Consider the following 21,704-nt stretch of genomic DNA (forward strand, 5'->3'; position numbering starts at 1 on the left):
CTTGCCGCTGGATACAGCCTGAAGCATTGAGAGGATTATTATATTGGCCGGCGGGTACGCACCGGATTAAGGACACCTGGTGTGAAGATTAACTTAACCCATGTGCAGAATCACTTTGCAGCAGGTGCGCGGATCTTTTTCGAACAGCGTCATCGCTTTTTCAATCTCGGCCAGCGGGAAATAGTGGGTGACTAATTTCTCTGGCTGAATCTGACCTTTCTCCATCCACTCAATCACCTGCGGGAAGCGATTGCTGTTCAGGCGCGAGGTAAACAGTGATAACTCTTTGCTGGTTAACGCCTGCTGCGTGATGCTGCAAGGCTCACCGGAGAAGCCGAGCAGGCCAATACGCGCCGCCGGAGAGGCGAGAGCAGCGGCTTCTGCCAGAATGGTCGGATGGCAGGCGGCATCGATGATCAAGGTTGGCTGCACGCCTTCCAGCTGTGCGGCCAGCGGAATCTCACTGTTGTTGAACACCTGATCAGCGCCATTTTCCTGCGCCAGCGCCAGACGTTCCGGCAGACGATCCACCACCAGCACTTTTTCCACGCCGTAGACGCCTTTCAGCACCTGAATGGCGGTTAAGCCCATCGGGCCTGCGCCGTAAATCAGCGCCACGTCATTGGCCTGCGGTTTGAGGAAGGCGGTGATGTTCGCCGCGATGGTGAAGGGTTCCACCAGGCTGGCGAGTTTGTCCGGAATAGAAGCGGGCAGAGTAAAAGCGTTTTTCGCCGGTGCCACCGCAAATTCGCTGAAACCACCGTCACGGTGCACACCGATTACCTGCAGTTCTTTACAGACGTTTGGGCGACCGATGGAGCAGGGGTAGCAGTGTCCGCAGCTGACGACCGGATCCACCGCCACACGCTCGCCGATACGCGCGGCATCCACGCCTTCACCCACCGCATCGATCAAGCCAAAGAATTCGTGGCCAATCACGCGCGGGTATTTGGCGAATGGGTTGTGGCCGTGCCAGATGTGCACATCTGAACCGCAGATACTGGCAAACTGCACTTTGACGCGCACTTCGCCTGCGGCTGGTTCAGGCAATGCGCGTTCTGCCACTACCAATTCACCCGGTTGTTCAATTACGACACTTTTCATCATCTACTCCTTGCCAGATACACACTCAATTGGTGGATTTGGCAGCAACGGGAATGCAATGAATGAAAAATACGCTTGCCAATACTACCATACAAGTCGGCGTTAAAGAGTTGTGAAGAGAGTCACAGAGTGCAGGGAGAGGGAGCGAAGAACAGTGGCAGTTTGGGAGATGGACAGGGGAATTTGGTGTGGTTCTTAAATCTTCAACGCATGCAAAGATTTGAGATTTTCAGCAAGACATCTGTTTCAGCTGCCCAAATGCGAACGATTGATTGCTGAAGCGTTCGACTTCGAGCCTGGAAAATCTGGCCTTCACGCTGCCGCTGATGCTCCTGCGAAACAGCTCCGATCCGGAAGCCGCCTCGCATTTCGTTTACCTGAACCGCCAGAATCCTTTAAACCGCAAAAACAGTTTTCTATTATCGGCCTTCTTTGTTACGCGCTGAGTTCCCACCTGTGCGAAATGCTTCATGACCTGAAAGAAGCGCCTGATGTATCAGGACGGTCGCCGTTTTACCGGCAATGCCGCCTTTGAAAACTGCTGGGTCTGTCCTTTGATGGATTACCGCTTTTTTCACGCTTTATGATGAAAAGGAAATCACCATGAATCTGATGAATAATTGTGCACAGCCTGTCATGGATGTTATATTAAAATATAATATTAGGAGGTGCTCTATGTATACCACTCGCCTGAAAAAGGTCGGCGGATCCATCATGTTGGCGGTTCCTCCCGCCGTGCTCAAAACGCTGGAGCTGTCGACGGACAGTGAAGTCGGCATGACCATTAATAATGGCTGCCTGATTATTGAACCCCAGAAACGGCCTCATTATTCTCTTGAGGAGCTGCTGGCGCAGTGCGATCCGCACGCCGAAATCAGCGAAGAAGATCGGGAATGGATTGATACTCCTGCGGTGGGCAAGGAGATCCTGTAGATGGACAGAGGGGAAATCTGGCTCGTTTCACTGGACCCGATTGCAGGCCACGAGCAAAGCGGAAAACGTCCGGTGCTTATCGTATCGAAGGCATCGTTTAACAAGCTGACCCGGTTACCCGTTGTTGTTCCCATTACCAGCGGCGGAAACTTTGCTCGCACGGCAGGTTTCACTGTTTCACTGGAATGGGCAGGAACAAAAACGATGGGCGTTATTCGCTGCGACCAGCCCAGAACCATTGATATGGCTGCCCGGAACGGCAAGCGGCTGGAACGCATACCAGACGCTGTGGTGAATGAAGTGCTTGCCAGGCTGGATGCTATTTTGAGTTAACGGCAGGACCCAGAAAAGCAAAAAGCCTGCTTCAAAAGCAGGCTTTTCAAATTTGGCTCCTCTGACTGGACTCGAACCAGTGACATACGGATTAACAGTCCGCCGTTCTACCGACTGAACTACAGAGGAATCGTTTGGAACGGGGCGCATAGTAACGAGCAGGCTCTGGGTTGTCAAAGGCCTTTTCTACATTTTTTACTGACTGCTGAATAAAGCGTCAATTTTGCGATTTTCTCCGCCTTAGCGCGCTGAATCACCCTCCATAACGGGATGGTTTGTGATGCAAGTCACTAATGTTATGCAAAATTACATTCTGATTTGTCGATTTTGTCAGATACCTCGCATGTATGATCACAGATATTTCATTTCGCCGTTGTGGCGGCCAAAAGCGAAACATATATTCCAGATCAATTCCCACCCACAACTCCAGGTGCAGCATGAACAAAGTCAGAATCGGAATGATCGGCAGTGGTTACATTGGTCGTTGTCACGCCATAGCTTACGCGCAGGCTCCCACTGTTTTTGCGCTGAAAGGCGAAATCGTGCGTGAAATGCTGGCAGAGGTGAATCCTGAACTGGCCGCGAAACAGGCGGCAACCTTTGGCTTTGCCCGATCAACCGGCGACTGGCACGAGCTGGTGCGCGATCCCAATATTGATGTGGTCGACATCTGCGCCCCGAACTTCCTGCACAAAGAGATGGCGCTGGAAGCGATCCGCAACGGCAAACACGTTTATTCCGAGAAGCCGCTCTCGTTGTCTGTAGCCGATGCAGAAGAGATGGTGCAGGCCGCACAGCAGGCAGGCGTGAAAACGCTGGTTGGCTTCAACTACATGAAAAACCCGACCAGCCAACTGGCGCGTGAAATCATTGCGCGTGGTGAAATTGGTGAAGTGATTCATTTTTACGGCACCCACAACGAAGATTATCTGGCACATCCGGAAACCCCGCTCGACTGGCACTGTCAGAAAGCGCTGGCCGGTTTAGGTGCGCTGGGCGATCTGGCGGCGCATATCGTCAATATGGCGCACTATCTGGTGGGCGACATCGAAGAAGTCAGCGGCGATATGATGACGGTGATTAAACAGCGTCCCGATCCGAAAGACCCTTCACGTCTGCTGCCGGTAGAGAACGAAGATCAGGCCAGCGCGCTGCTGCGCTTTAAAAACGGTGCACACGGTGTGTTCGAGACTTCACGCATCGCCTGTGGCAGCAAAATGGGCCTCACCTACGTGGTCACCGGCACCAAAGGCACGCTGCGCTACACCCAGGAGCGCATGGCCGAGCTGGAGCTGTATATCCATGATGAACCTGCCGGACGTCAGGGCTTCAAAACCATTTTGACTGGCCCGGCCCATCCGGATTACGCTAACTTCTGCGTATCAGCGGGTCACGGTATTGGTTTTAACGATCAGAAAACCGTGGAGATCCGTGACTTGATCAACGGTATCGCAGCCGGCGATCGTATGTGGCCAGATTTTGCCGAAGGCTTGCAGGTACAGAAAGTACTGGAAGCGGTGGCGGTGTCCGCCGTCGAGCGTCGCTGGATGAAGGTGTAACGCCCTTCTTACAGTACGCATTCAAGCTGTTGGGCAGGCTAGGGCAGCTTCTGAGCCGGTAGTGAATATTGCTAAAGAGTGATTCTGGCGGCAGCCAAAGTTAGCCAATGAGCGCAATGTCTAACAGGCAGCACCTCTGACGGCATGCACTCAAGTTAATGAGCAGGCTGGGGTCGGTTTGGGGATGGCATTTCGCAGCGCTGAACGGAATGAGGAAGCCAGGAGAGCCAGCATGGATGCTGGCGAAAGGCGCAGCCGGAACAGGGATGTTCCGTCTGCGCCGGTCCGTCCGGCTGACGAGTGAAGTGAAGGCACCGCGTCAGCGGCGCGAGGACCGCCAGCCCCAAAGCGACCCCAGACTGCGTTATCACCAGCAACCCAGACTGCGTTATCACCAGCAACCCAGACTGCGTTATCACCAGCAACCCAGACTGCGTTATCACCAGCAACCCAGGCTGCGTTATCACCAGCAACCCAGGCTGCGTTATCACCAGCAACCCAGACTGCGTTACCACCAGCAACCCAGGCTGCATCACCACCAGCAATCCAGACTGCATTTCACCCGCCTCTAACCAACAAACATCACGCCAGCAGCGGGCACTGCGGCGGCAGGCGGCAGCTCAGCGCGCCTGGCATCACCTCAATTTCAAATTCGCTGCCGGTCAGCGGTTCGCCGTCCAGGTTAAACGTCATCTCGTGCGGTGAGCGAATGCTCAGCGACTGCAGCTGCGCCGAGACAATATTCGGATTCTCATCATTACGCGTCAGCGAATGCAGCAACGTCGGCAACAACTCCTGCGCGGTGACGATGCTCAGATTCAGCTGCCCATCATTGATCAACGCATCCGGACACAGCTTCTGTCCGCCACCTGCCTGACGACCATTACCAATGCCGATCACCAGTGCATCACCTTGCCACTCAAAGCCCGGACCGCTGATCTCACAGCTATCCGGCTTCAGCGCATCCACTCGCATCAAACCATGAATAAAATAGGACACGCCGCCTAAAGCCGATTTCAATTTCTCCGGCGTCTCCGTGGTAATACGCGTGCCAAAGCCGCCGGTCGCCATATTGATAAAGTAGCGATCGCCATTCACGCGCGCCAAATCAATCGCGCTGGCTTTACCCAACACCGCCAGACGCAGTGCCGGTTCCATCTCCTCTGGAATCCCCACGCTGGTGGCGAAATCATTGGCCGTGCCAAGCGGCAGAATACCCAGTGCTGGACGCTGCTCTGCAGGCACTGCCGCCAGCGCTGTGGCGATTTCATTGATGGTGCCATCGCCGCCGCCCGCTACCACGGTTTCAGCCTGCAATTCCACCGCTTCCTGCACGTAACGGTCACCGTCGCCCTTTTCCCAGGTCACGCGTACCGCCAGATTAAAACCTTCATCGCGCAGCGTATTCACCGCCGCACGCAAATCTTCATTGCCCGCGCCTTTCCCATTGAGGATCAGCAGCGTCAGTGGTTTATTTTGCATAATCAGTTCCTTGAGGCGAAATACGATGCAGAGGTTATAGCATAGCTGGGCGAGGAACTTTATCGGCGGGCGATGAAAAAAGAAAACCCGCACGGGGGAGCCGGGCGGGTGAATGAGGTGGTTCCTGGTACTACCTGCTGTTTATTGTTACTCGTTAGCAGCAGGCGGGATTCTAAAGCGAGGCGCAGCGGCGGTCTGTGATCCTGTTCTAACTTCGCGCCTTTCTTTTCATTATGTGCGCTTTTTTCCGTGCGGATCGTAGGTGCTGTTGCCGTCAGTGAAATTACGCATTAGCAAAGCAAAGGCCAGATCCACCGATTCCGGTACCGGGATCCACACCTTATGTCCATCTCCTGGCGCGACATTTACCGCTGCACCTTTATCATTCTGCATCGATTCCAGCGTACAGTTCAGATTGCCCTGCGGCGTCATGATCTCCACAGAATCGCCGAGCAAAAACTTATTCTTCACGGCAATTTGCGCCCAGTCGCCGCGACGTTCACCGGTAAACTCTCCCACAAACTGCTGGCGCTCGGATACCGAGAAACCCTGTTCATAGTTCTGATAACTGTCATGCGTATGACGACGCAGGAAACCTTCGGTATAGCCACGATGCGCCAAACCTTCCAGCGTCTCCAGCAGCGCCGGATCGAACGGCTTGCCCGCTGCCGCATCATCAATAGCACGACGATACACCTGCGCGGTGCGAGCACAGTAATAGAAAGATTTGGTACGGCCTTCAATTTTCAGTGAATGCACGCCCATCTGGCTCAGGCGCTCGACGTGGGCCACCGCGCGTAAATCCTTTGAGTTCATGATGTAAGTGCCGTGTTCATCTTCAAAGGCACTCATCACTTCACCGGGCTTCATCTTCTCTTCTAACAAGAATACACGGTCGGTCGTCGCGCCAACGCCCAGCGTGGGCTCCTGCACCTCAACCGGCTGGTGGAAGCCGACAATATTGCCCACCTCATCCTGTTTGCCTTCTTCCACTTTGTATTCCCAGCGGCAGGCGTTAGTGCAGGTTCCCTGATTTGGATCGCGCTTATTGAGATAACCGGAAAGCAAACAGCGCCCCGAGTAGGCCATGCACAGTGCACCGTGCACGAAGATCTCAATCTCCATTTCTGGCACCTGCTGGCGAATCTCAGCAATCTCGTCCAGCGACAGCTCGCGCGACAGAATCACGCGGGTCAGCCCCATCTGCTGCCAGAACTTCACCGTCGCCCAGTTCACCGCATTGGCCTGCACCGACAGATGAATTGGCATCTCCGGAAAAGCTTCACGCACCAGCATAATCAGGCCGGGGTCGGACATAATCAGCGCATCGGGCTGCATCTCCACCACCGGCGTCAGGTCGCGGATAAAGGTTTTCAGCTTGGCGTTATGCGGCGCGATGTTCACCACCACGTAAAATTTCTTGCCCAGCTGGTGCGCTTCTTCAATGCCTTTAGCCAGCACTTCGTGGGTGAATTCATTATTACGCACGCGCAGGCTGTAGCGCGGTTGACCGGCATACACCGCGTCTGCGCCATAGGCAAAGGCATAGCGCATATTCTTCAGCGATCCCGCTGGAGAAAGGAGTTCGGGTTTAAACATGGAGGGAATTCTCACTGATGTCAGGTCAGCATGCCATCGACGATGGCAGGTGCATGAGCCGCATCAAACGGCCCTGCAAAAGGTGGGGAATTGTAGGCAGGGCCGCCGCTGAAGTAAATTGATCTACATCAAGCGAGCGCTACATCAGGCGACAGACGTCCGCTTCCCAGCGATAGCCCATGCCGTACACCGCGCGAATAAACGGCTGCTCCGCATCGAGGTTTTCCAGCTTGCGTCGCAGGTTCTTGATATGGCTGTCGATAGTACGGTCAGTGACCACGCGATAATCGTCATAAAGATGATTCAGTAACTGTTCACGCGAGAACACTTTACCCGGCTCCAGCGCCAGGGTTTTCAGCAAGCGGAATTCAGCAGGCGTCAGTTCCAGCTGCTGTTCGCGCCAGCTGGCCTGAAAACGTCCTTCATCAATCAGCAGATGCGAGGCGAGCTGCGCTTCTTCCGGCGAACGTTTTACACGGCGCAAAATGGTTTTCACGCGCGCCACCACCTCACGCGGGCTGAACGGTTTGCAGATGTAATCATCCGCTCCAATCTCCAGCCCCAGCAGGCGGTCGATCTCCTCGGTGCGTGCTGTCACCATAATGATCGGCAGCTCAGAGAAACGGCGGATTTCACGACACAGCGTTAAGCCATCGCGACCTGGTAGCATCAAATCCAGCAGCATCAAATCCGGCGGTGAGTGCTGCACGTAGTTCAGCACTTCATTGCCATCGGCAATATGGTGGGTGCGATAGTTGGACGCCTGCAGATAATCGATCATCAGCTGCGCCAGTTTCGGTTCGTCTTCAACAATAAGAATCAGGGGATCGTGATTATCCGGGCTCATAAGCTATTTCTGGTGAGGAACATACGGCAAGTTTAGCGCGATTTGCAGTCCACCTAAATCAGAGTGCTCCGCAGAAATGCTGCCGCTATGTGCTTCAACAATGTTTTTACAGATCGCCAGGCCCAACCCAGAGCCGCCGCTGGCGCGATTGCGTGAACTTTCAGCCCGGAAAAAACGCTCAAAAAGATGTGCCTGATGTTCAGCATCCACGCCGGGCGCGCTGTCGGCAAAGCGTAATTGCCAGTAGTCGCCGTGTTGTTGCAGGCTGACCCGCACTTCGCCACCGGCATCGGTATAACGCAGGCTATTCTCCAGCAGATTGGTGAACAACTGCATCAAACGATCCGGATCGCCAAAACTTTCCGCTTTGGTCGGCAGCGCAAGGGTGAGCGTCAAATCCCGGCTGCGATAGCGTTCGCCAAAGCTGCCTGCCACCACTTCCAGCAGATTCACCACATCCACCGGCTGTTTGCGATAGGCGAGGGCGCCCGCGTCAGACAGCGACAGCTGATGCAAATCATCCACCAGTTTAGTCAGCACCACCACTTCACTCTGCAGTGAGGTGATGGCTTCCGGCGTCAGCTTGCGCACACCATCCTGCATCGCCTCCAGCTCACCGCGCATGATTGCCAGCGGTGTGCGCAGCTCGTGGGAGATATCGGCCATAAAGGCGCGGCGGTTACTTTCGTTCTTCTCCAGCGAACTGGCGAGCTGGTTAAAGTCACGCGCCAGCTGACCGATTTCATCACTGCTGCCCACTTCCACGCGTGTGGAAAATTTGCCTGCCGCCAGTTCATGGGTGCCATCCACCAGCCGCTTCACCGGGGCCAATAAGCCGCGCGCCAGCAGCCAGGTGACCAGTGCCGCCAGCAGCGTGGTGAGGGTGACGATCATCCAGCTGGTGCGGCGCTGCTGCAGATCAAAGTTGATATCGGTGCTGCGCGTCAGTCGTTCAGCGGGCGAGGCGATCACCCAACCTACCACTTTGCCGGTGCTGGTGGTGATGTTGCGCCGCGTGCCTTCCGGCGGCACCGGCGAGTGTGGCCCGGACAAGACCTTATACTGCTGATCGATAATCCAGAATTGGGTACGCCAGCCGTGTGGCGGCAACTGCGTACTGCTGCCGGGATTTTGCTCCATCGACCGCAGAATGGTGAAAATCAGGCGGTCGTTGTTCCGCAGGAAATCCCAGTTGCCGTGCTGCTCGTACTGATCCGCCAGCGCATCGCTCAGCAGGGTTAAACGCTGTTCATTGCCTTTCTTGATGTAATCAACAAAGCCGTGCTCAAAGCTGAGGCGCACGCCCCAGTGCATGGTGATGATCACCAGCATGCAGGTGGAAAAAATCGCCACAAACAACTTGGCACCAATGCCGAGTTTCAACGGCTGCTTCATGCTTTTCTCCTGCCTCTGAGATCCACGTTCTTACTCACATCTTTGGGTACGCGCCAAAACACCAGTGCTGGCAACACAATCACCAGCGCCATGCACAGGTAGGTATAAATAAAGGTTTGATGTGCGGCGGCGCTGTTGCTCACGGCACCGTGGGCGAACGCACCCAGCAGCAAGCCTGCCACCGTGACGCCAATACTCATCGACAGCTGCATGATCATTGAGAGCAGGCTATTGCCGCTCGAAGCCAGATCATCCGGCAACTCTTTCAGGGTTAAGGTGTTCATTGAGGAGAAGCGGATGGCATTCACCATGCCTTGCAGCAGCAGAACCACCGGCAGCATCCACACCCATCCGAGCAGCGCCACTGCCGGAAACAGCAACACCACCAGCGCCAGTGCGATAGTCGCTCCGACCAGCGCATTGCGATAGCCAAACAGGTTAACGATGCGCACCACCACGCGTTTGGTGCCCATATTGCCCAGCACCATCGGAATCATCATTAAACCGGCGTGGAACGGGCTGTAGCCGAGGCCCACCTGCAAAAAGATCGGTGTCATAAAGGGCAGCATGCCGCTACCGATGCGTCCGGTGAAGCTGCCGAGCAGGCCAATCGAGTAGATGCGGCTGTCGAACAGCTTCAGGCTAAACAGCGCGTTGTCGTTGTTGCGGCCGTGCATCAGGTAAAACAGCAGGGAGAACACGCCGACCAGAATCAGTGCACCGAGCAGCAGCGGGGAGCCGCCGGTGCTGCGCTGGCCGTCGAGCGCCAGCGTCAGGGTCGCCATGCCCACTGCCAGCAGCACGAAGCCGAGAAAATCAAAACGTTTGGTTTGCATGGTGTAATTCGGCATCAGCATCAGCGTAGCAATCGCGCCGATGATGCCGACCGGAATATTAATCAGGAAGATCCAGTGCCAGCTGGCGTACTGCACTAAAATCCCGCCCAGCGCCGGACCCAGCAGCGGACCGATTTGCCCCGGCGTGGTCACAAAGGTCATCGCCGACATGTACTGCTCGCGTGGCACAATTTTCATCACCGTCAAACGCCCGACCGGCACCATCATCGCCCCGCCGACGCCTTGCACCACACGCGCCATCACCAGCTGATCGAGCGAAGTAGAGAAGGCGCACAGCAGCGAACCGATGCTGAACAGCACAATGGCGCAGAAGAAGATGTTACGCACGCCAAAGCGATCCGCCAGCCAGCCGCTGATCGGCAACGTCACGGCCACCGTCAGCACATACGACACGATCACCGAGTGCATGTTGAGTGGGCTGGCATTGAGGTCACGCGCCATTGAAGGGATGGCGGTGTTGACGATAGTGGTATCCAGCGCCTGCATAAAAAAGCCGAAGGCGACGATCCACAGCTGCCAGCGCACGGTGGCGTTTTGCGAGTTCATGAAGATTACCGTTATATTAAAGCCAGTTTTCGCTGATTAACCCGTTCACCCGTGAAAATTCGCGCAGGTTGTTGGTAATGAGTGTTAGCGCTTCACTCCGCGCGTGTGCAGCAATGTGTAAATCATTCAGACCGATGGGTGTGCCTTTCTTTTCCAGGTCAGCGCGAATCGAGCCGTATTGAAATGCTGCCCTTTGGTCGTAACTGAGTACGTCCAGACGGGAAACAAAGTCTTCAACAGTGCGTAAATTCCTTTCAGGAAAAGCACTTTTCTCCGCACCATGAACGAGTTCAGCAAGCGTAATCGATGAGATGACCATGCGCCCGACATTGGCATTAAAGCGTTCCAAAACCTCAATCGGGCGGCGTTTGATGACATAGATAACGATGTTGGTATCCAGCATATAGCGATGCATTAAAAATCTTCCCTGTCAGATTGCTCCTGTGACGCACGCTCATTCATAAAATCATCGCTTACGCTGGGGCCATCGAGGAAAAAGCTATCCCAGGCGTTTTCTATTGGTGTGAGAATGCGCTCTTTGCCAATCGCACGCACCGTGACATTTTTCACGTTGTCGGGAAAGCGCACGTCAGCAGGAATACGCACGTTTTGCGTACGATTATTGGTAAACACTGTACCTTGAGACATATAAACCTCCTTCATAGTGACTGGATAAAGTTTACTCGCTTTATGCTATGTAGCAAAGGTGTATAGCATGGTCATTCGGTAATCAATGCCGCTTTTTTACGCCGACTCAGCTTATCCATCATCAGAAACACCACCGGCGTGGTATAAAGCGTGAGTAGCTGACTCATCACCAGGCCGCCGGCAATGGTGATCCCCAGCGGTTGACGCAGCTCTGCGCCGTCGCCGCTGGTCAGCACCAGCGGTAGTGCGCCAAACAGCGCTGCCAGCGTGGTCATCAGAATCGGGCGGAAACGCATCTGGCAGGCCTGGAAAATGGCGTCACGCGCGCTGAGATTGCCATTGCGCTGGGCCTCCAGCGCGAAATCCACCATCATGATGGCGTTCTTTTTCACGATGCCAATCAGCAGCAATATCCCTATCAGCGCAATTAAACTGAACGGCGTATTAAACAGTTCCAGCGCCAGCAGCGCGCCCACGCCGGCCGAGGGCAGGGTGGAGAGAATGGTCAGCGGATGCACGTAGCTCTCATACAAAATCCCCAGCACGATATACACCGCCGCAATCGCCGCCAGCATCAGATACAGCTGGTTGGATTGTGACTGCTCAAACACCTGCGCCGTACCGGCAAAGCTGCCGCGTACGCTGGAGGGCACACCGAGCGCCGTCATGGTGCGTTCAACCGCCGCCGAAGCCTGAGATAACGACACGCCTTCCGGCAGGTTGAACGAAATCGTTGAGGCGGCTGACAGACCTTCATGGTTGACCGACAGCGGCGCGTTAGCTGGTTGCCATTTGGCGAACCAGCTCAGCGGAATGGCTTTGCCATCGCTGTTGATCACGAACATCTGATCGAGGGCGCTGATATCCTGGGTGTAGCGCGGATCGACTTCCATCACCACTTTGTACTGATTCAGCGGCTGGTAAATGGTGGAGATTTGCCGTTGACCAAAGGCGTTGTTCAGCAGCGCATTGGCGGCCGAGACTTCAATACCCAGCCGCGCCATGCTTTCGCGATCGTAGGTCAGATCCATTTCGCTGCCTTTGTCCTGCTGATCGGAGTTCACGTCCACCAGTTCTGGCAACGCGGCAAACGCCTGACGAATTTTGGGCTCCCACTCGCGCAGGTCGGCGAGATTATCCGACAGCAGGCTGTATTGGTAGCTGGCGTTAGATTCACGTCCGCCGATACGAATATCCTGCACTGCGTTGAGGTACAGGTTAGCGCCCGGCTCTTTCGCCAGCTTGGTGCGCAGGCGGGCAATCACCTCCTGCGCGTTTTCACTGCGTTCCGACAGCGGCTTAAGTGACACGAACATCGATCCGCTGTTGGTGCGCGAACCGCCGGTAAAGCCGGTGACGTTATCCACCGCCGGATCGGCCTTGATGATGTTCATGAAATCCTGCAGCTTGCCGCGCATCGCCTGGAAAGAAATGCTTTGATCCGCCGAGATAAAACCGTTTAAGCGCCCGGTGTCTTGTTCCGGCATAAAGGTTTTCGGGATCGAGATAAACAGATACACCGTCAGCCCGACGGTGGCGAGCAGCAGCATCAGCACCCAAATTGCGTGATTGAGTACCCAACCCAGCGAGCGCGCATAGCCGTTTTGCACCTTCAGCATTACCTTGGCGAAACCACGTGTGCGCGGCTGGCTGCGCTTTTCCTGCGGCTTCAGCAGGTAGGCGCACATCATCGGCGTCAGGGTGATGGAGATAAACAGCGAGATGAGGATCGCCACCGACAGCGTGATGGCAAATTCCGAGAAGAAGCGCCCGATAATGCCGCCCAGCATCAGCAGTGGCAGGAACACGGCAATCAGCGACAGACTCATCGACAGCACGGTAAAGCCCACTTCGCGCACGCCGGTTAGCGCCGCTTGTAGCGGTTTCATCCCCGCTTCAACGTGACGCGCGATATTTTCCAGCACCACAATCGCATCATCGACCACGAACCCGGTGGCGATGGTCAGCGCCATCAGCGACAGGTTGTTGAGGCTGAATCCGCACAGATACATGGCGGCAAAGGTGCCAATCAGCGAAACCGGTACGGCGGCGGCCGGGATCAGGGTGGCTCGGCCGTCGCGCAGGAAGACAAACACCACCAGAATTACCAGCGCCACCGCAATCATCAATGACTGCTCGACTTCCTGCAGCGAGGCGCGAATGGTGGGGGAGCGGTCCTGAGCGATCTGTAAATCGATGGCGGCGGGGATCACCTCATGCAGCAGCGGCATCTCGCTGCGGATGCGATCCACGGTTTCAATAATATTGGCATCCGGCGATTTGCGCACCACCAGCAGCACCGCCGGTTTGCCATTGGTCATCCCGGCGTTACGCACGTCCTGCACCGAGTCCTGCACGTTAGCCACATCGCTCAGGCGGACCGCCGCGCCGTTGCTGTAATGCACCACCAGCGGCTGATATTCGCTGGCGGTTTGCAGCTCATCGTTGGTGCGTACCTGCCAGCGCTGCTGCACATCATCAATCGCCCCTTGCGGACGGCGCTGGTTGGCATTGCTGATGGCGGTGCGCACCGCATCCAGCGACACGCCCTGATTGAATAAAGCCTGCGGGTTGAGATCGACGCGCACCGCAGGTAACGAACTGCCGCCCACGGTCACATCACCAACGCCCTGAATTTGCGAAAGCTTCTGCGCCAGTTGGGTTGAGGCGTAATCATACAGCTGACCGGGATTATAAATGTCCGAGGTCAGCGTCAGGATCATGATCGGTGCATCCGATGGGTTGGCTTTGCGATAGGTCGGACGGCTTGGCATGCCGGTCGGCAGCAGGCTTTGGGCGGCGTTGATGGCGGCCTGCACGTCACGCGCGGCACCGTTGATATCGCGGTCAAAATCGAACACCAGAATCACGCGCGTGCTGCCGAGTGAACTGGTGGAGGTCATCTCACTGACACCGGCAATGCGCCCCAGCGAACGTTCCAGCGGCGTGGCCACCGAAGCAGCCATGGTTTCCGGCGACGCACCGGGCAGCGAAGCGGTAATCACGATTACCGGGAAATCCAGCTGCGGCAGCGGGGCGACCGGCAGCAGACGGAAACCGAGAATACCGGCCAGCGCAATCGCCAGCGTCAGCAGCGTGGTCGCCACTGGCCGATGGATAAACAGCGCGAAGAACTTCACGGCTGCGCCTCGGAACGCTTGAAGCGACGGCGCGTGGCGTGGGCCAGTCGGTCAAACAGCAGATAGATCACTGGCGTGGTAAATAACGTCAGGATTTGGCTGAGGATCAAGCCGCCGACCATGGCAATACCTAACGGATGACGCAGCTCTGCGCCAACACCGGTGCTCAACATCAATGGCAAGGCACCGAGCAGTGCCGCCATCGTGGTCATCAGAATCGGACGGAAACGCAGTAAACAGGCCTGATAGATCGCTTCACGTGGCGCCATACCTTGCTCACGCTCGGCGGCCAGCGCGAAATCGATCATCATGATGGCGTTTTTCTTCACGATACCGATCAGCAAGATAATGCCGATGATGGCGATAATATCCAGCTCGTTGCCGCTCAGCATCAGCGCCAGCAGCGCGCCCACCCCCGCTGTTGGCAGCGTGGAGAGAATGGTGATCGGATGGATAAAGCTCTCATACAGCACACCGAGCACGATATACATTGCCACCACCGCCGCAATAATCAGCCACACGGTACTGGTGAGCGCCGCTTCAAACGCTAGCGTGCTGCCCTGGAACTGCGTCATCATTTCGGCGGGCATGCCGACCTGATCTTCGGCTGCGCTGATGGCTTTCACCGCTTCGCCCAGTGAATAGCCTTCGGCGACATCAAACGAGAAGGTGGCTGACGGGAATTGATCGAGGTGGTTAATGCTCAACGCCGCATGACGCTCTTCGATCTGCGCGATGGCACTGAGCGGTACGCTGCCGCCCTCGGTGCTGGTCAGTCGAATACCGTCGAGACTGGCCAGGCCCGGCGTTTGCTCATTGTTCTGCTCCAGCACCACGCGATACTGATTGGCCTGAGTATAAATGGTGGAGATCAATCGTTGACCGAAGGCGTTGTACAGGGCGTTATCGACATCCGCCATGGTGATACCGAGACGGCTGGCGCTGTCGCGATCGACGCGGATAAAGGCTTCCAGCCCCTGATCCTGCCAGTCGCTGCTGACGTCACGCAGCTGCGGCAAGCTATTGAGTTGTGCCAGCAGCTTCGGTACCCAGGTGCTGAGTGATTCCAGCGAGCCGGATTGCAGCGTGAACTGGTACGGCGTGCGGCTGGCCTGGGTTTCAATGGTCAAATCCTGCACCGGCTGCAGCCACAGTGAGACGCCAGGCACTTTATCAATCTCTTGCTGCAGGCGTTTCTGCACCGCGGGAATGCGGTCATCACGCTCGCTGAGCGGTTTCAGGTTGATCTGCAAACGCGCGCTGTTCAGTGCCGCATTAGTGCCATCAACGCCGACAAACGACGTCATGCTCTGCACCGCCGGATCTTTCATGATGATCGACGCCACATCGCGCGTGCGTTCCGCCATGCTGCTGTACGACACCGACTGCGGCGCCTGTAAGGTGCCCTGAATAATGCCGTTGTCCTGCTGCGGGAAGAAGCCTTTCGGTATAGCAATCCACATCACCACCGTCAGCAGCAGCGTGCCGAGCGCCACCGACAATGTGATCCACGGATGCTGCAATACGCGCGTTAACCAGCGTCCGTACCCGGCAATCACCCGATCAAACATCGCTTCACTGGCTCGCGAGAAGCGGTTCTGTTTGCGCAGCGATTCGGCGCTAAGCATGCGTGCACACATCATCGGCGTGAGCGTGAGCGACACCACGGCTGAGATCAGAATCGCCACCGCCAGCGTTACAGCAAACTCACGGAACAGGCGGCCAATCACATCGCCCATAAACAGCAGCGGGATCAGCACCGCAATCAGCGAGAAGGTGAGGGAGATAATGGTAAAGCCGATTTCACCCGCGCCCTTCAGCGCTGCCGTCATCGGCTTCTCGCCTTTTTCGATATAGCGCGAGATGTTCTCGATCACCACGATGGCATCGTCGACCACAAAGCCGGTGGCAATGGTGAGCGCCATCAGCGTCAGGTTATTGATTGAGAAGCCGAGGAAATACATGGCCGCAAACGTCCCGACCAGCGACAGCGGTACTGCCACGGCCGGGATGATGGTGGCAGGCACGTTACGCAGAAACAGATAGATGATCATCACCACCAGACCAATCGCCAGCATCAGCTCGTGCTGCGTATCCGCCACCGATGCACGGATATTGGTGGTGCGATCGGTGAGCAGTTTCACGTCTACCGATTTGGGCAGTGTGGCGGTAAGGGAGGGCAGCAACGCACGGATGCTGTCTGCAGTGGCGATGATATTGGCACCAGGCTGGCGCTGTACGTTGAGCACAATCGCCTGCTGACGGTTAGCCCAGGCCCCGAGCCAGCTGTTTTCCGCACCTTGTTCAATGGAGGCGACATCACCAAGACGCACTGGCGCACCGTTGTTATAGCTGATGATCAGCTTGCGGTAATCCTCGGCGGAGGTCATCTGATCGTTGGCGGCCAGCGTAATCGATCGCGTTGGGCCATCCAGGCTACCTTTGGCGGAGTTGACGTTGGCGTTGGTAATCGCGGTGCGCACCGTCTCGCTGGTCAAGCCTAACGCGGCCAGTGCCTGGGTGTTCATTTTCACGCGTACGGCTGGGCGTTGCCCGCCGGACAGCGTCACCAGACCGACGCCGGTGACCTGCGAAATTTTCTGCGCCACGCGCGTCTCCACCATATCCTGCACCTGCGTCAGCGGCATGCTGGTGGTGGTGACGGCGAGCGTCATGATCGGTGGATCGGCAGGATTAACCTTGCTGTAGACCGGCGGGTTGGGCAGATCGCTGGGCAGCAGATTGGTGGCGGAGTTGATCGCCGCCTGTACTTCCTGCTCGGCGACATCCAAAGAGAGTGAAAGCTGGAATTGCAAGGTCACCACCGAGGCACCACCGGAACTCTGCGATGCCATCTGCTTCAGCCCTGACATCTGGCCGAACTGACGTTCAAGCGGGGCGGTAATCGAGGAGGTCACCACATCCGGGCTGGCGCCGGGATAGAGCGTGACCACTTGAATCGTCGGGTAATCCACTTCGGGCAGCGCCGATACCGGCAGAAAGCGGTAACCGAGCACGCCCGCCAGCAGAATGGCAATCATCAGCAGCGTGGTCGCCACCGGGCGCAGAATAAACAGGCGTGACGGACCGCCGCTGCTGTCAGGAGGCATCACCTGCATTATTGACGCTCTCCACGGGCAGGCTGGGCGGCGCGCGTGCTGTGTGTGGCGGTACTTTGCGGTGATACCACTTCAACGGTGGCACCTTCGGTCAGACGATCCAATCCGTCAGTGACCACGCGCTCACCGGCGTCGAGCCCGGCGCTGATTACCACTTTCTGACTGTCCTGCAAGCCCGCCGTTACGCGCTTCTTGCTCACTTTGTTATCGCTGTTGACCACCCAGACAAAGTGACCGTCGTTGCTCATTTGTAGCGCAGCCGTTGGGATCACCACCGCATCCTGCAGCGTATCTACTTTCAGACGCGCGTTGACGAATTGATTGGGGAACAGTGCATCATCCTGATTATCGAAGCGCGCTTTGAGTTTGATGGTGCCGGTGGTGGCATCAATCTGGTTATCGAGGCTGAGCAGCGTGCCGCTGGTGAGCAGGGTTTTGTTACTGCGATCCCAGGCTTCGACAATCAACGGCTGGCCACTTTTCTGTGCCTTGAGGATCTGGCTAATGTTGTTCTCGGCAACGCTGAACACCACGTCAATCGGATGGGTTTCGGTGATCACCACCAGGCCGGTTGTATCGCCGGAAGTAATGTAGTTACCGACATCGACCTGCTTCAAACCGACCCGACCGGCGATCGGTGCGGTAATGCGGCTGTAAGTGAGATTGAGTTGCGCGCTGGCGACGTTACCTTCATCGGCTTTAATTGTGCCGAGCGTTTCACTCACCAGCGAGCGTTGCGTGTCCAGTTCCTGCTGCGACACCAGTGAGGTTTTCGCCAGTTTTTCATAGCGACTAAGATCGCGACGTGCATTGGCGAGCGTGGCCTGATCTTTTGCCAGCTGGCCCTGGGCCTGAATTAACGCAACCTGATACGGGCGGGGATCGATTTCGGCAAGCAGTGCACCCGCTGCCACCTGCTGACCTTCCTGGAAATGCAATGCCATCAGCTGGCCATCAACGCGACTGCGAACCGTCACGGTATTGGCGGCGGTGACGGTGCCAAGCCCGCTGAGATAGTAGGGCACGCTCTGGGTTGTTGCGGCAGCGGCCTGCACCGGTGCTAAAGGACGGCGATTTGCGCCGCCTGCGCCGCGACCATGATGCTGCTGGCCCTCGGCTTGCGGCTGCTTACTCGGTTCCGCAGGATGCTGCCACCAGTAATATCCGCCCGCGACTGCGGCGATCGCGACAAGTGTTATCAGGCTTGTTTTCAGTCGACTGTTCATCTGCTTGCGTGCTCTCCAGCGGTTTCGTATTCCCCAAATGCGAAAGCAAAATGGCCGTTTCGCAAACGAAATGATTGTAGACGCCCGGGCCGGGCAAAAATTGAAGGAATTAAGAATATCGCCCCTGAGGCGCTAAGTATTCATATTACGTAAACATTTTGGCAGGAAAACGCATAAGCGCAGCGATTTCCTTTGCTAAGCTCAAAGGCAGTCATGTCTCGTTTCAATAAGGAGAACAAAATGAGTCAACAGAAAACCCGTCAGCTTGGCGACAGTGGTATTCAGGTTCCGCTTCTCACTTTTGGCGGCAACGTTTTCGGCTGGACAGTCGACGAGAAAACCTCGTTCTCACTGCTCGACGCGCTGGTGGAAAAAGGGCTGTTCTTTATCGATACCGCGGACGTTTATTCGCGCTGGGCTCCCGGTAATGAAGGGGGCGAGTCTGAAACCATCATCGGTAAATGGCTGAAAAAGAGCGGCAAGCGCGACAGTATTGTGCTGGCGACGAAAGTGGGAATGGAGCTGTCTCCGGAGAAAACCGGGCTAAAACCGGTTTACATCCGTCAGGCGGTGGAAGATTCGCTGCGTCGTTTGCAAACCGATGTGATCGATCTCTATCAGGCGCACCGCGACGACCAGGATACGCCGCTGGTCGATACACTGAAAGCCTTTGATTCGCTGATTAAAGAAGGCAAAGTGCGTGCTATCGGCGCCTCCAACTACAATGCTAAACGCCTGCAGGAAGCGCTGGATATCAGTAAAAAAGAGGGGCTGGCGCGCTATGAAACGCTACAGCCAGAATACAACCTGTATGACCGCCAGGAGTATGAAGGCGGCCTGGAGCAGGTGGCGGTTAAGAATGGCCTCGGCGTGATTAACTACTACTCACTTGCCAGTGGCTTCCTGAGCGGCAAATACAAAAAGCCGGAAGATGCCAGCAAGAGTAAACGCGGGCAGGGCATCGTCGAAAAGTATCTTAACGAGCGCGGCAAGCGCATTGTCGAAGCGCTGGAGGATGTGGCGGCTTCGCACGATGCATCAGCGACTCAGGTCGCGCTGGCGTGGCAGATTGCGCGCCCGAGCATCACCGCACCGATCGTCAGTGCCACCTCGCTGGAGCAGATTAACGAACTGGTGAAAGCCACTGAGTTAGAGTTGAGTAAGCAAGAGATCGAGGAACTGGCGAGCGCCAGTAAGGCGTAACCTTCACGGGACGCGACGGCGTCCCGCTTTATTTTATTTTTTTGCCATGCAAAAAATGCCATTTCTGTAAAAATATATTCATTCATAGACCCTTGTCACAATTGCGTTAATTAACTATCACCCTGCCAAACACTGCGCACATATTTGCAAAAATTGACATAACGCCAGCACTATCCTCTGTTCGATCCTTTCCCGTTACATCACAAAAGAATAATGATCATGAACAGAAAAAAAGCAGTGCAGCATATGCCCCGTCTGGCAGCGGGCACCCTGATGTTTGCGATGTTGAGTACATCAGCAATGGCGGCTGATGCATTCAGCTATGACTCACCTTACATGTTCGGCGATTGGGGTGGTTCCCGAACGCAGCTGGAAAAAGACGGCATTAAATTCGACGTCAACTACACCATGGAGAGCGCTTCTAACCTCGGCGGCGGCGCGGATACCAACACTTCCATGCGTTACAGCGATCAGTGGGCGTTTGGCGCCAACTTTGACCTGGAAAAACTGCTGAACTGGCAGGATGCGCAATTCCAGATGACCATCACTGACCGTAATGGGCAAAACATCTCCGATCAGGTCGCCGATCGTCGCACGGGCATGCTCTCTTCAACGCAGGAAGTGTATGGCCGTGGACAAACCTGGCGCCTGACGCAGTTCTGGCTGAGCAAAGGTTTGTTTGATGACGCGGTTAACCTGAAAGCCGGTCGTGTCACTGTCGGTGAAGACTTCGATAACTTCGACAGTAAGTTCCAGAACCTGGCCTTTGGTAGTGGTCAGGCGGGTAACTGGCGTGGCGATCGCTGGTTTAACTGGCCGGTTTCCCAGTGGGGCGGCCGTGTGAAGTTCAACATCACGCCGGAAGTGTTCTTCCAGGTTGGCTTCTATAACCAGAACAGTTCCAACTACGATCGCGGTGATGGCTTCCGTCTCGACACTAGCAACTCTGAAGGCAATATGGTGCCGGTGGAACTGGGCTGGAAACCGACTTTCGGTGCCGACAAACTGCCGGGTAACTACCGTATCGGGTATTACTACTCGTCAGCCAACAGCGATAATTACGGCAGCTGGCGCGATGGGGCCTATCAAAGCCAGGATCACGCCTACGGTGGTTATGTGCTGTTGCAACAGCAACTGACAGCGCAGGGCGGGGACGCCAGCCGTGGTCTGGGCGTGACGGTACAGGCAGTGATGAACGACCACAAAACCTCGAAAACCGACAACTATCAGTCCATCAGCTTCACCTGGAAAGGGCCGTTTGATGCGCGTCCACAGGATGAAATCGGTGTCGGTGCGGCGCGCATCCACGTTAACAGCGCCTATACCCGTTCGCTGCGTGAGCAGAACAACGCTAACGGCGAAACTGACTTCAACAGCCCGACCTATCTGCCGATTCAGGATGGCTCGGAATACAACTACGAGATCTATTACAACGCTCAGCTGACCAAATGGCTGCAGCTGCGTCCGAACCTGCAATATGTGGTGGCGCCGGGTGCAGTGAGTGAAGTGAAAGATGCGTTTGTTGGCGGCATCGCGGCGAACATTAATTTCTGATTCGCGGATGCACATGAAAATGGCGGCCAGGGTGGCCTAATGCCGATCAGTTAAGGATCAGTTGAACGATCCAGTGGCTGTGTAAGAATCCGGAAACGCTTCGTTTCCGGATTTTTTTATGCAGCTCAGTCAGGCCCTTGATATCGTCTCTCGTTACGA

At 55.9% G+C, this 21,704-nt stretch carries 18 protein-coding genes and 1 tRNA gene; 6 read left to right on the forward strand and 13 right to left on the reverse strand.

The window, feature by feature from the left end:
* Window positions 1–93: 93 nt before the first annotated feature.
* On the reverse strand, window positions 94–1,104 hold the full coding sequence (locus tag F3J37_RS23430; RefSeq protein WP_160868019.1) for a Zn-dependent oxidoreductase: 1,011 nt from the start codon (window positions 1,102–1,104) through the stop codon (window positions 94–96).
* Window positions 1,105–1,376: 272 nt separating this feature from the next.
* Between F3J37_RS23430 and F3J37_RS23435 the strand changes: the two genes are divergently transcribed.
* From F3J37_RS23435 to F3J37_RS23445, 3 genes are all read left to right on the forward strand, one after another.
* Window positions 1,377–1,550, forward strand: coding sequence for a hypothetical protein (locus F3J37_RS23435; protein WP_166936163.1), 174 nt, complete (start codon window positions 1,377–1,379; stop codon window positions 1,548–1,550).
* Between the two features lie 229 nt (window positions 1,551–1,779).
* Complete coding sequence (locus F3J37_RS23440; RefSeq protein ID WP_166936165.1) at window positions 1,780–2,037, forward strand: AbrB/MazE/SpoVT family DNA-binding domain-containing protein; 258 nt, start codon at window positions 1,780–1,782, stop codon at window positions 2,035–2,037.
* The gene (locus F3J37_RS23445) at window positions 2,038–2,370 is read left to right on the forward strand and encodes a type II toxin-antitoxin system PemK/MazF family toxin (RefSeq protein ID WP_034824863.1); all 333 of its coding nucleotides are present in this window, start codon (window positions 2,038–2,040) and stop codon (window positions 2,368–2,370) included.
* A 53-nt stretch (window positions 2,371–2,423) separates the two neighbouring features.
* On the opposite strand, the gene F3J37_RS23450 is transcribed toward F3J37_RS23445, so the two are convergent.
* A tRNA-Asn gene (locus tag F3J37_RS23450) sits at window positions 2,424–2,499 on the reverse strand.
* A gap of 308 nt (window positions 2,500–2,807) precedes the next feature.
* Between F3J37_RS23450 and F3J37_RS23455 the strand changes: the two genes are divergently transcribed.
* Complete coding sequence (locus tag F3J37_RS23455) at window positions 2,808–3,929, forward strand: Gfo/Idh/MocA family protein (protein WP_166936167.1); 1,122 nt, start codon at window positions 2,808–2,810, stop codon at window positions 3,927–3,929.
* 155 nt (window positions 3,930–4,084) lie between these two features.
* Here the strand turns inward: F3J37_RS23455 and F3J37_RS23460 are convergent, their stop codons facing one another.
* The 11 genes from F3J37_RS23460 to F3J37_RS23510 all read right to left on the reverse strand — a co-directional run bounded on the left by F3J37_RS23460 (window position 4,085) and on the right by F3J37_RS23510 (window position 18,788).
* On the reverse strand, window positions 4,085–4,486 hold the full coding sequence (locus tag F3J37_RS23460) for a hypothetical protein (protein ID WP_166936169.1): 402 nt from the start codon (window positions 4,484–4,486) through the stop codon (window positions 4,085–4,087).
* Between the two features lie 25 nt (window positions 4,487–4,511).
* Entirely contained in the window at window positions 4,512–5,411 is a 900-nt protein-coding gene (gene yegS, locus F3J37_RS23465) for a lipid kinase YegS (protein WP_160833495.1), read from the reverse strand.
* 231 nt (window positions 5,412–5,642) lie between these two features.
* Window positions 5,643–7,010 carry a prephenate-dependent tRNA uridine(34) hydroxylase TrhP gene (trhP, locus tag F3J37_RS23470; protein ID WP_166936171.1) on the reverse strand — a complete coding sequence of 456 codons (1,368 nt, stop codon included), beginning with the start codon at window positions 7,008–7,010 and terminating at the stop codon, window positions 5,643–5,645.
* Window positions 7,011–7,149: 139 nt separating this feature from the next.
* Complete coding sequence (baeR, locus tag F3J37_RS23475) at window positions 7,150–7,857, reverse strand: envelope stress response regulator BaeR (RefSeq protein WP_097116631.1); 708 nt, start codon at window positions 7,855–7,857, stop codon at window positions 7,150–7,152.
* Between the two features lie 3 nt (window positions 7,858–7,860).
* Window positions 7,861–9,252: an envelope stress sensor histidine kinase BaeS gene (baeS, locus tag F3J37_RS23480; protein WP_097116632.1), complete on the reverse strand. Its 1,392-nt coding sequence runs from the start codon at window positions 9,250–9,252 to the stop codon at window positions 7,861–7,863.
* Window positions 9,249–10,655 carry an MFS transporter gene (locus F3J37_RS23485; RefSeq protein ID WP_166936173.1) on the reverse strand — a complete coding sequence of 469 codons (1,407 nt, stop codon included), beginning with the start codon at window positions 10,653–10,655 and terminating at the stop codon, window positions 9,249–9,251. The genes baeS and F3J37_RS23485 overlap by 4 nt, the downstream gene beginning before the upstream one ends.
* Window positions 10,656–10,671: 16 nt before the next feature.
* Window positions 10,672–11,070, reverse strand: coding sequence for a type II toxin-antitoxin system tRNA(fMet)-specific endonuclease VapC (gene vapC / locus F3J37_RS23490; RefSeq protein ID WP_097116633.1), 399 nt, complete (start codon window positions 11,068–11,070; stop codon window positions 10,672–10,674).
* Window positions 11,070–11,303, reverse strand: coding sequence for a type II toxin-antitoxin system VapB family antitoxin (vapB, locus tag F3J37_RS23495; protein ID WP_034824846.1), 234 nt, complete (start codon window positions 11,301–11,303; stop codon window positions 11,070–11,072). Before vapB ends, vapC begins: the two co-directional genes overlap by 1 nt.
* 71 nt (window positions 11,304–11,374) lie before the next feature.
* The gene (gene mdtC / locus F3J37_RS23500) at window positions 11,375–14,443 is read right to left on the reverse strand and encodes a multidrug efflux RND transporter permease subunit MdtC (protein ID WP_166936175.1); all 3,069 of its coding nucleotides are present in this window, start codon (window positions 14,441–14,443) and stop codon (window positions 11,375–11,377) included.
* Window positions 14,440–17,562 (reverse strand): MdtB/MuxB family multidrug efflux RND transporter permease subunit, encoded by a 3,123-nt coding sequence (locus tag F3J37_RS23505; RefSeq protein WP_166936177.1) that lies wholly within the window; start codon window positions 17,560–17,562, stop codon window positions 14,440–14,442. The genes mdtC and F3J37_RS23505 overlap by 4 nt, the downstream gene beginning before the upstream one ends.
* A complete protein-coding gene (locus F3J37_RS23510) occupies window positions 17,562–18,788 on the reverse strand; it encodes an MdtA/MuxA family multidrug efflux RND transporter periplasmic adaptor subunit (RefSeq protein WP_166936179.1) in 1,227 nt (408 codons plus the stop codon). Before F3J37_RS23510 ends, F3J37_RS23505 begins: the two co-directional genes overlap by 1 nt.
* Window positions 18,789–19,028: 240 nt before the next feature.
* On the opposite strand from F3J37_RS23510, the gene F3J37_RS23515 reads away from it, so the two are divergent.
* Together F3J37_RS23515 and F3J37_RS23520 are read left to right on the forward strand one after the other, a co-directional pair.
* Window positions 19,029–19,991 (forward strand): aldo/keto reductase, encoded by a 963-nt coding sequence (locus F3J37_RS23515; protein WP_166936181.1) that lies wholly within the window; start codon window positions 19,029–19,031, stop codon window positions 19,989–19,991.
* A gap of 213 nt (window positions 19,992–20,204) precedes the next feature.
* A complete protein-coding gene (locus F3J37_RS23520; RefSeq protein ID WP_034824836.1) occupies window positions 20,205–21,545 on the forward strand; it encodes a carbohydrate porin in 1,341 nt (446 codons plus the stop codon).
* The last annotated feature ends 159 nt before the right edge of the window (window positions 21,546–21,704 follow it).

Origin of the sequence: Candidatus Pantoea communis (assembly GCF_011752685.1) — a bacterium.
Taxonomy (GTDB): Bacteria; Pseudomonadota; Gammaproteobacteria; order Enterobacterales; family Enterobacteriaceae; genus Pantoea; species Pantoea communis.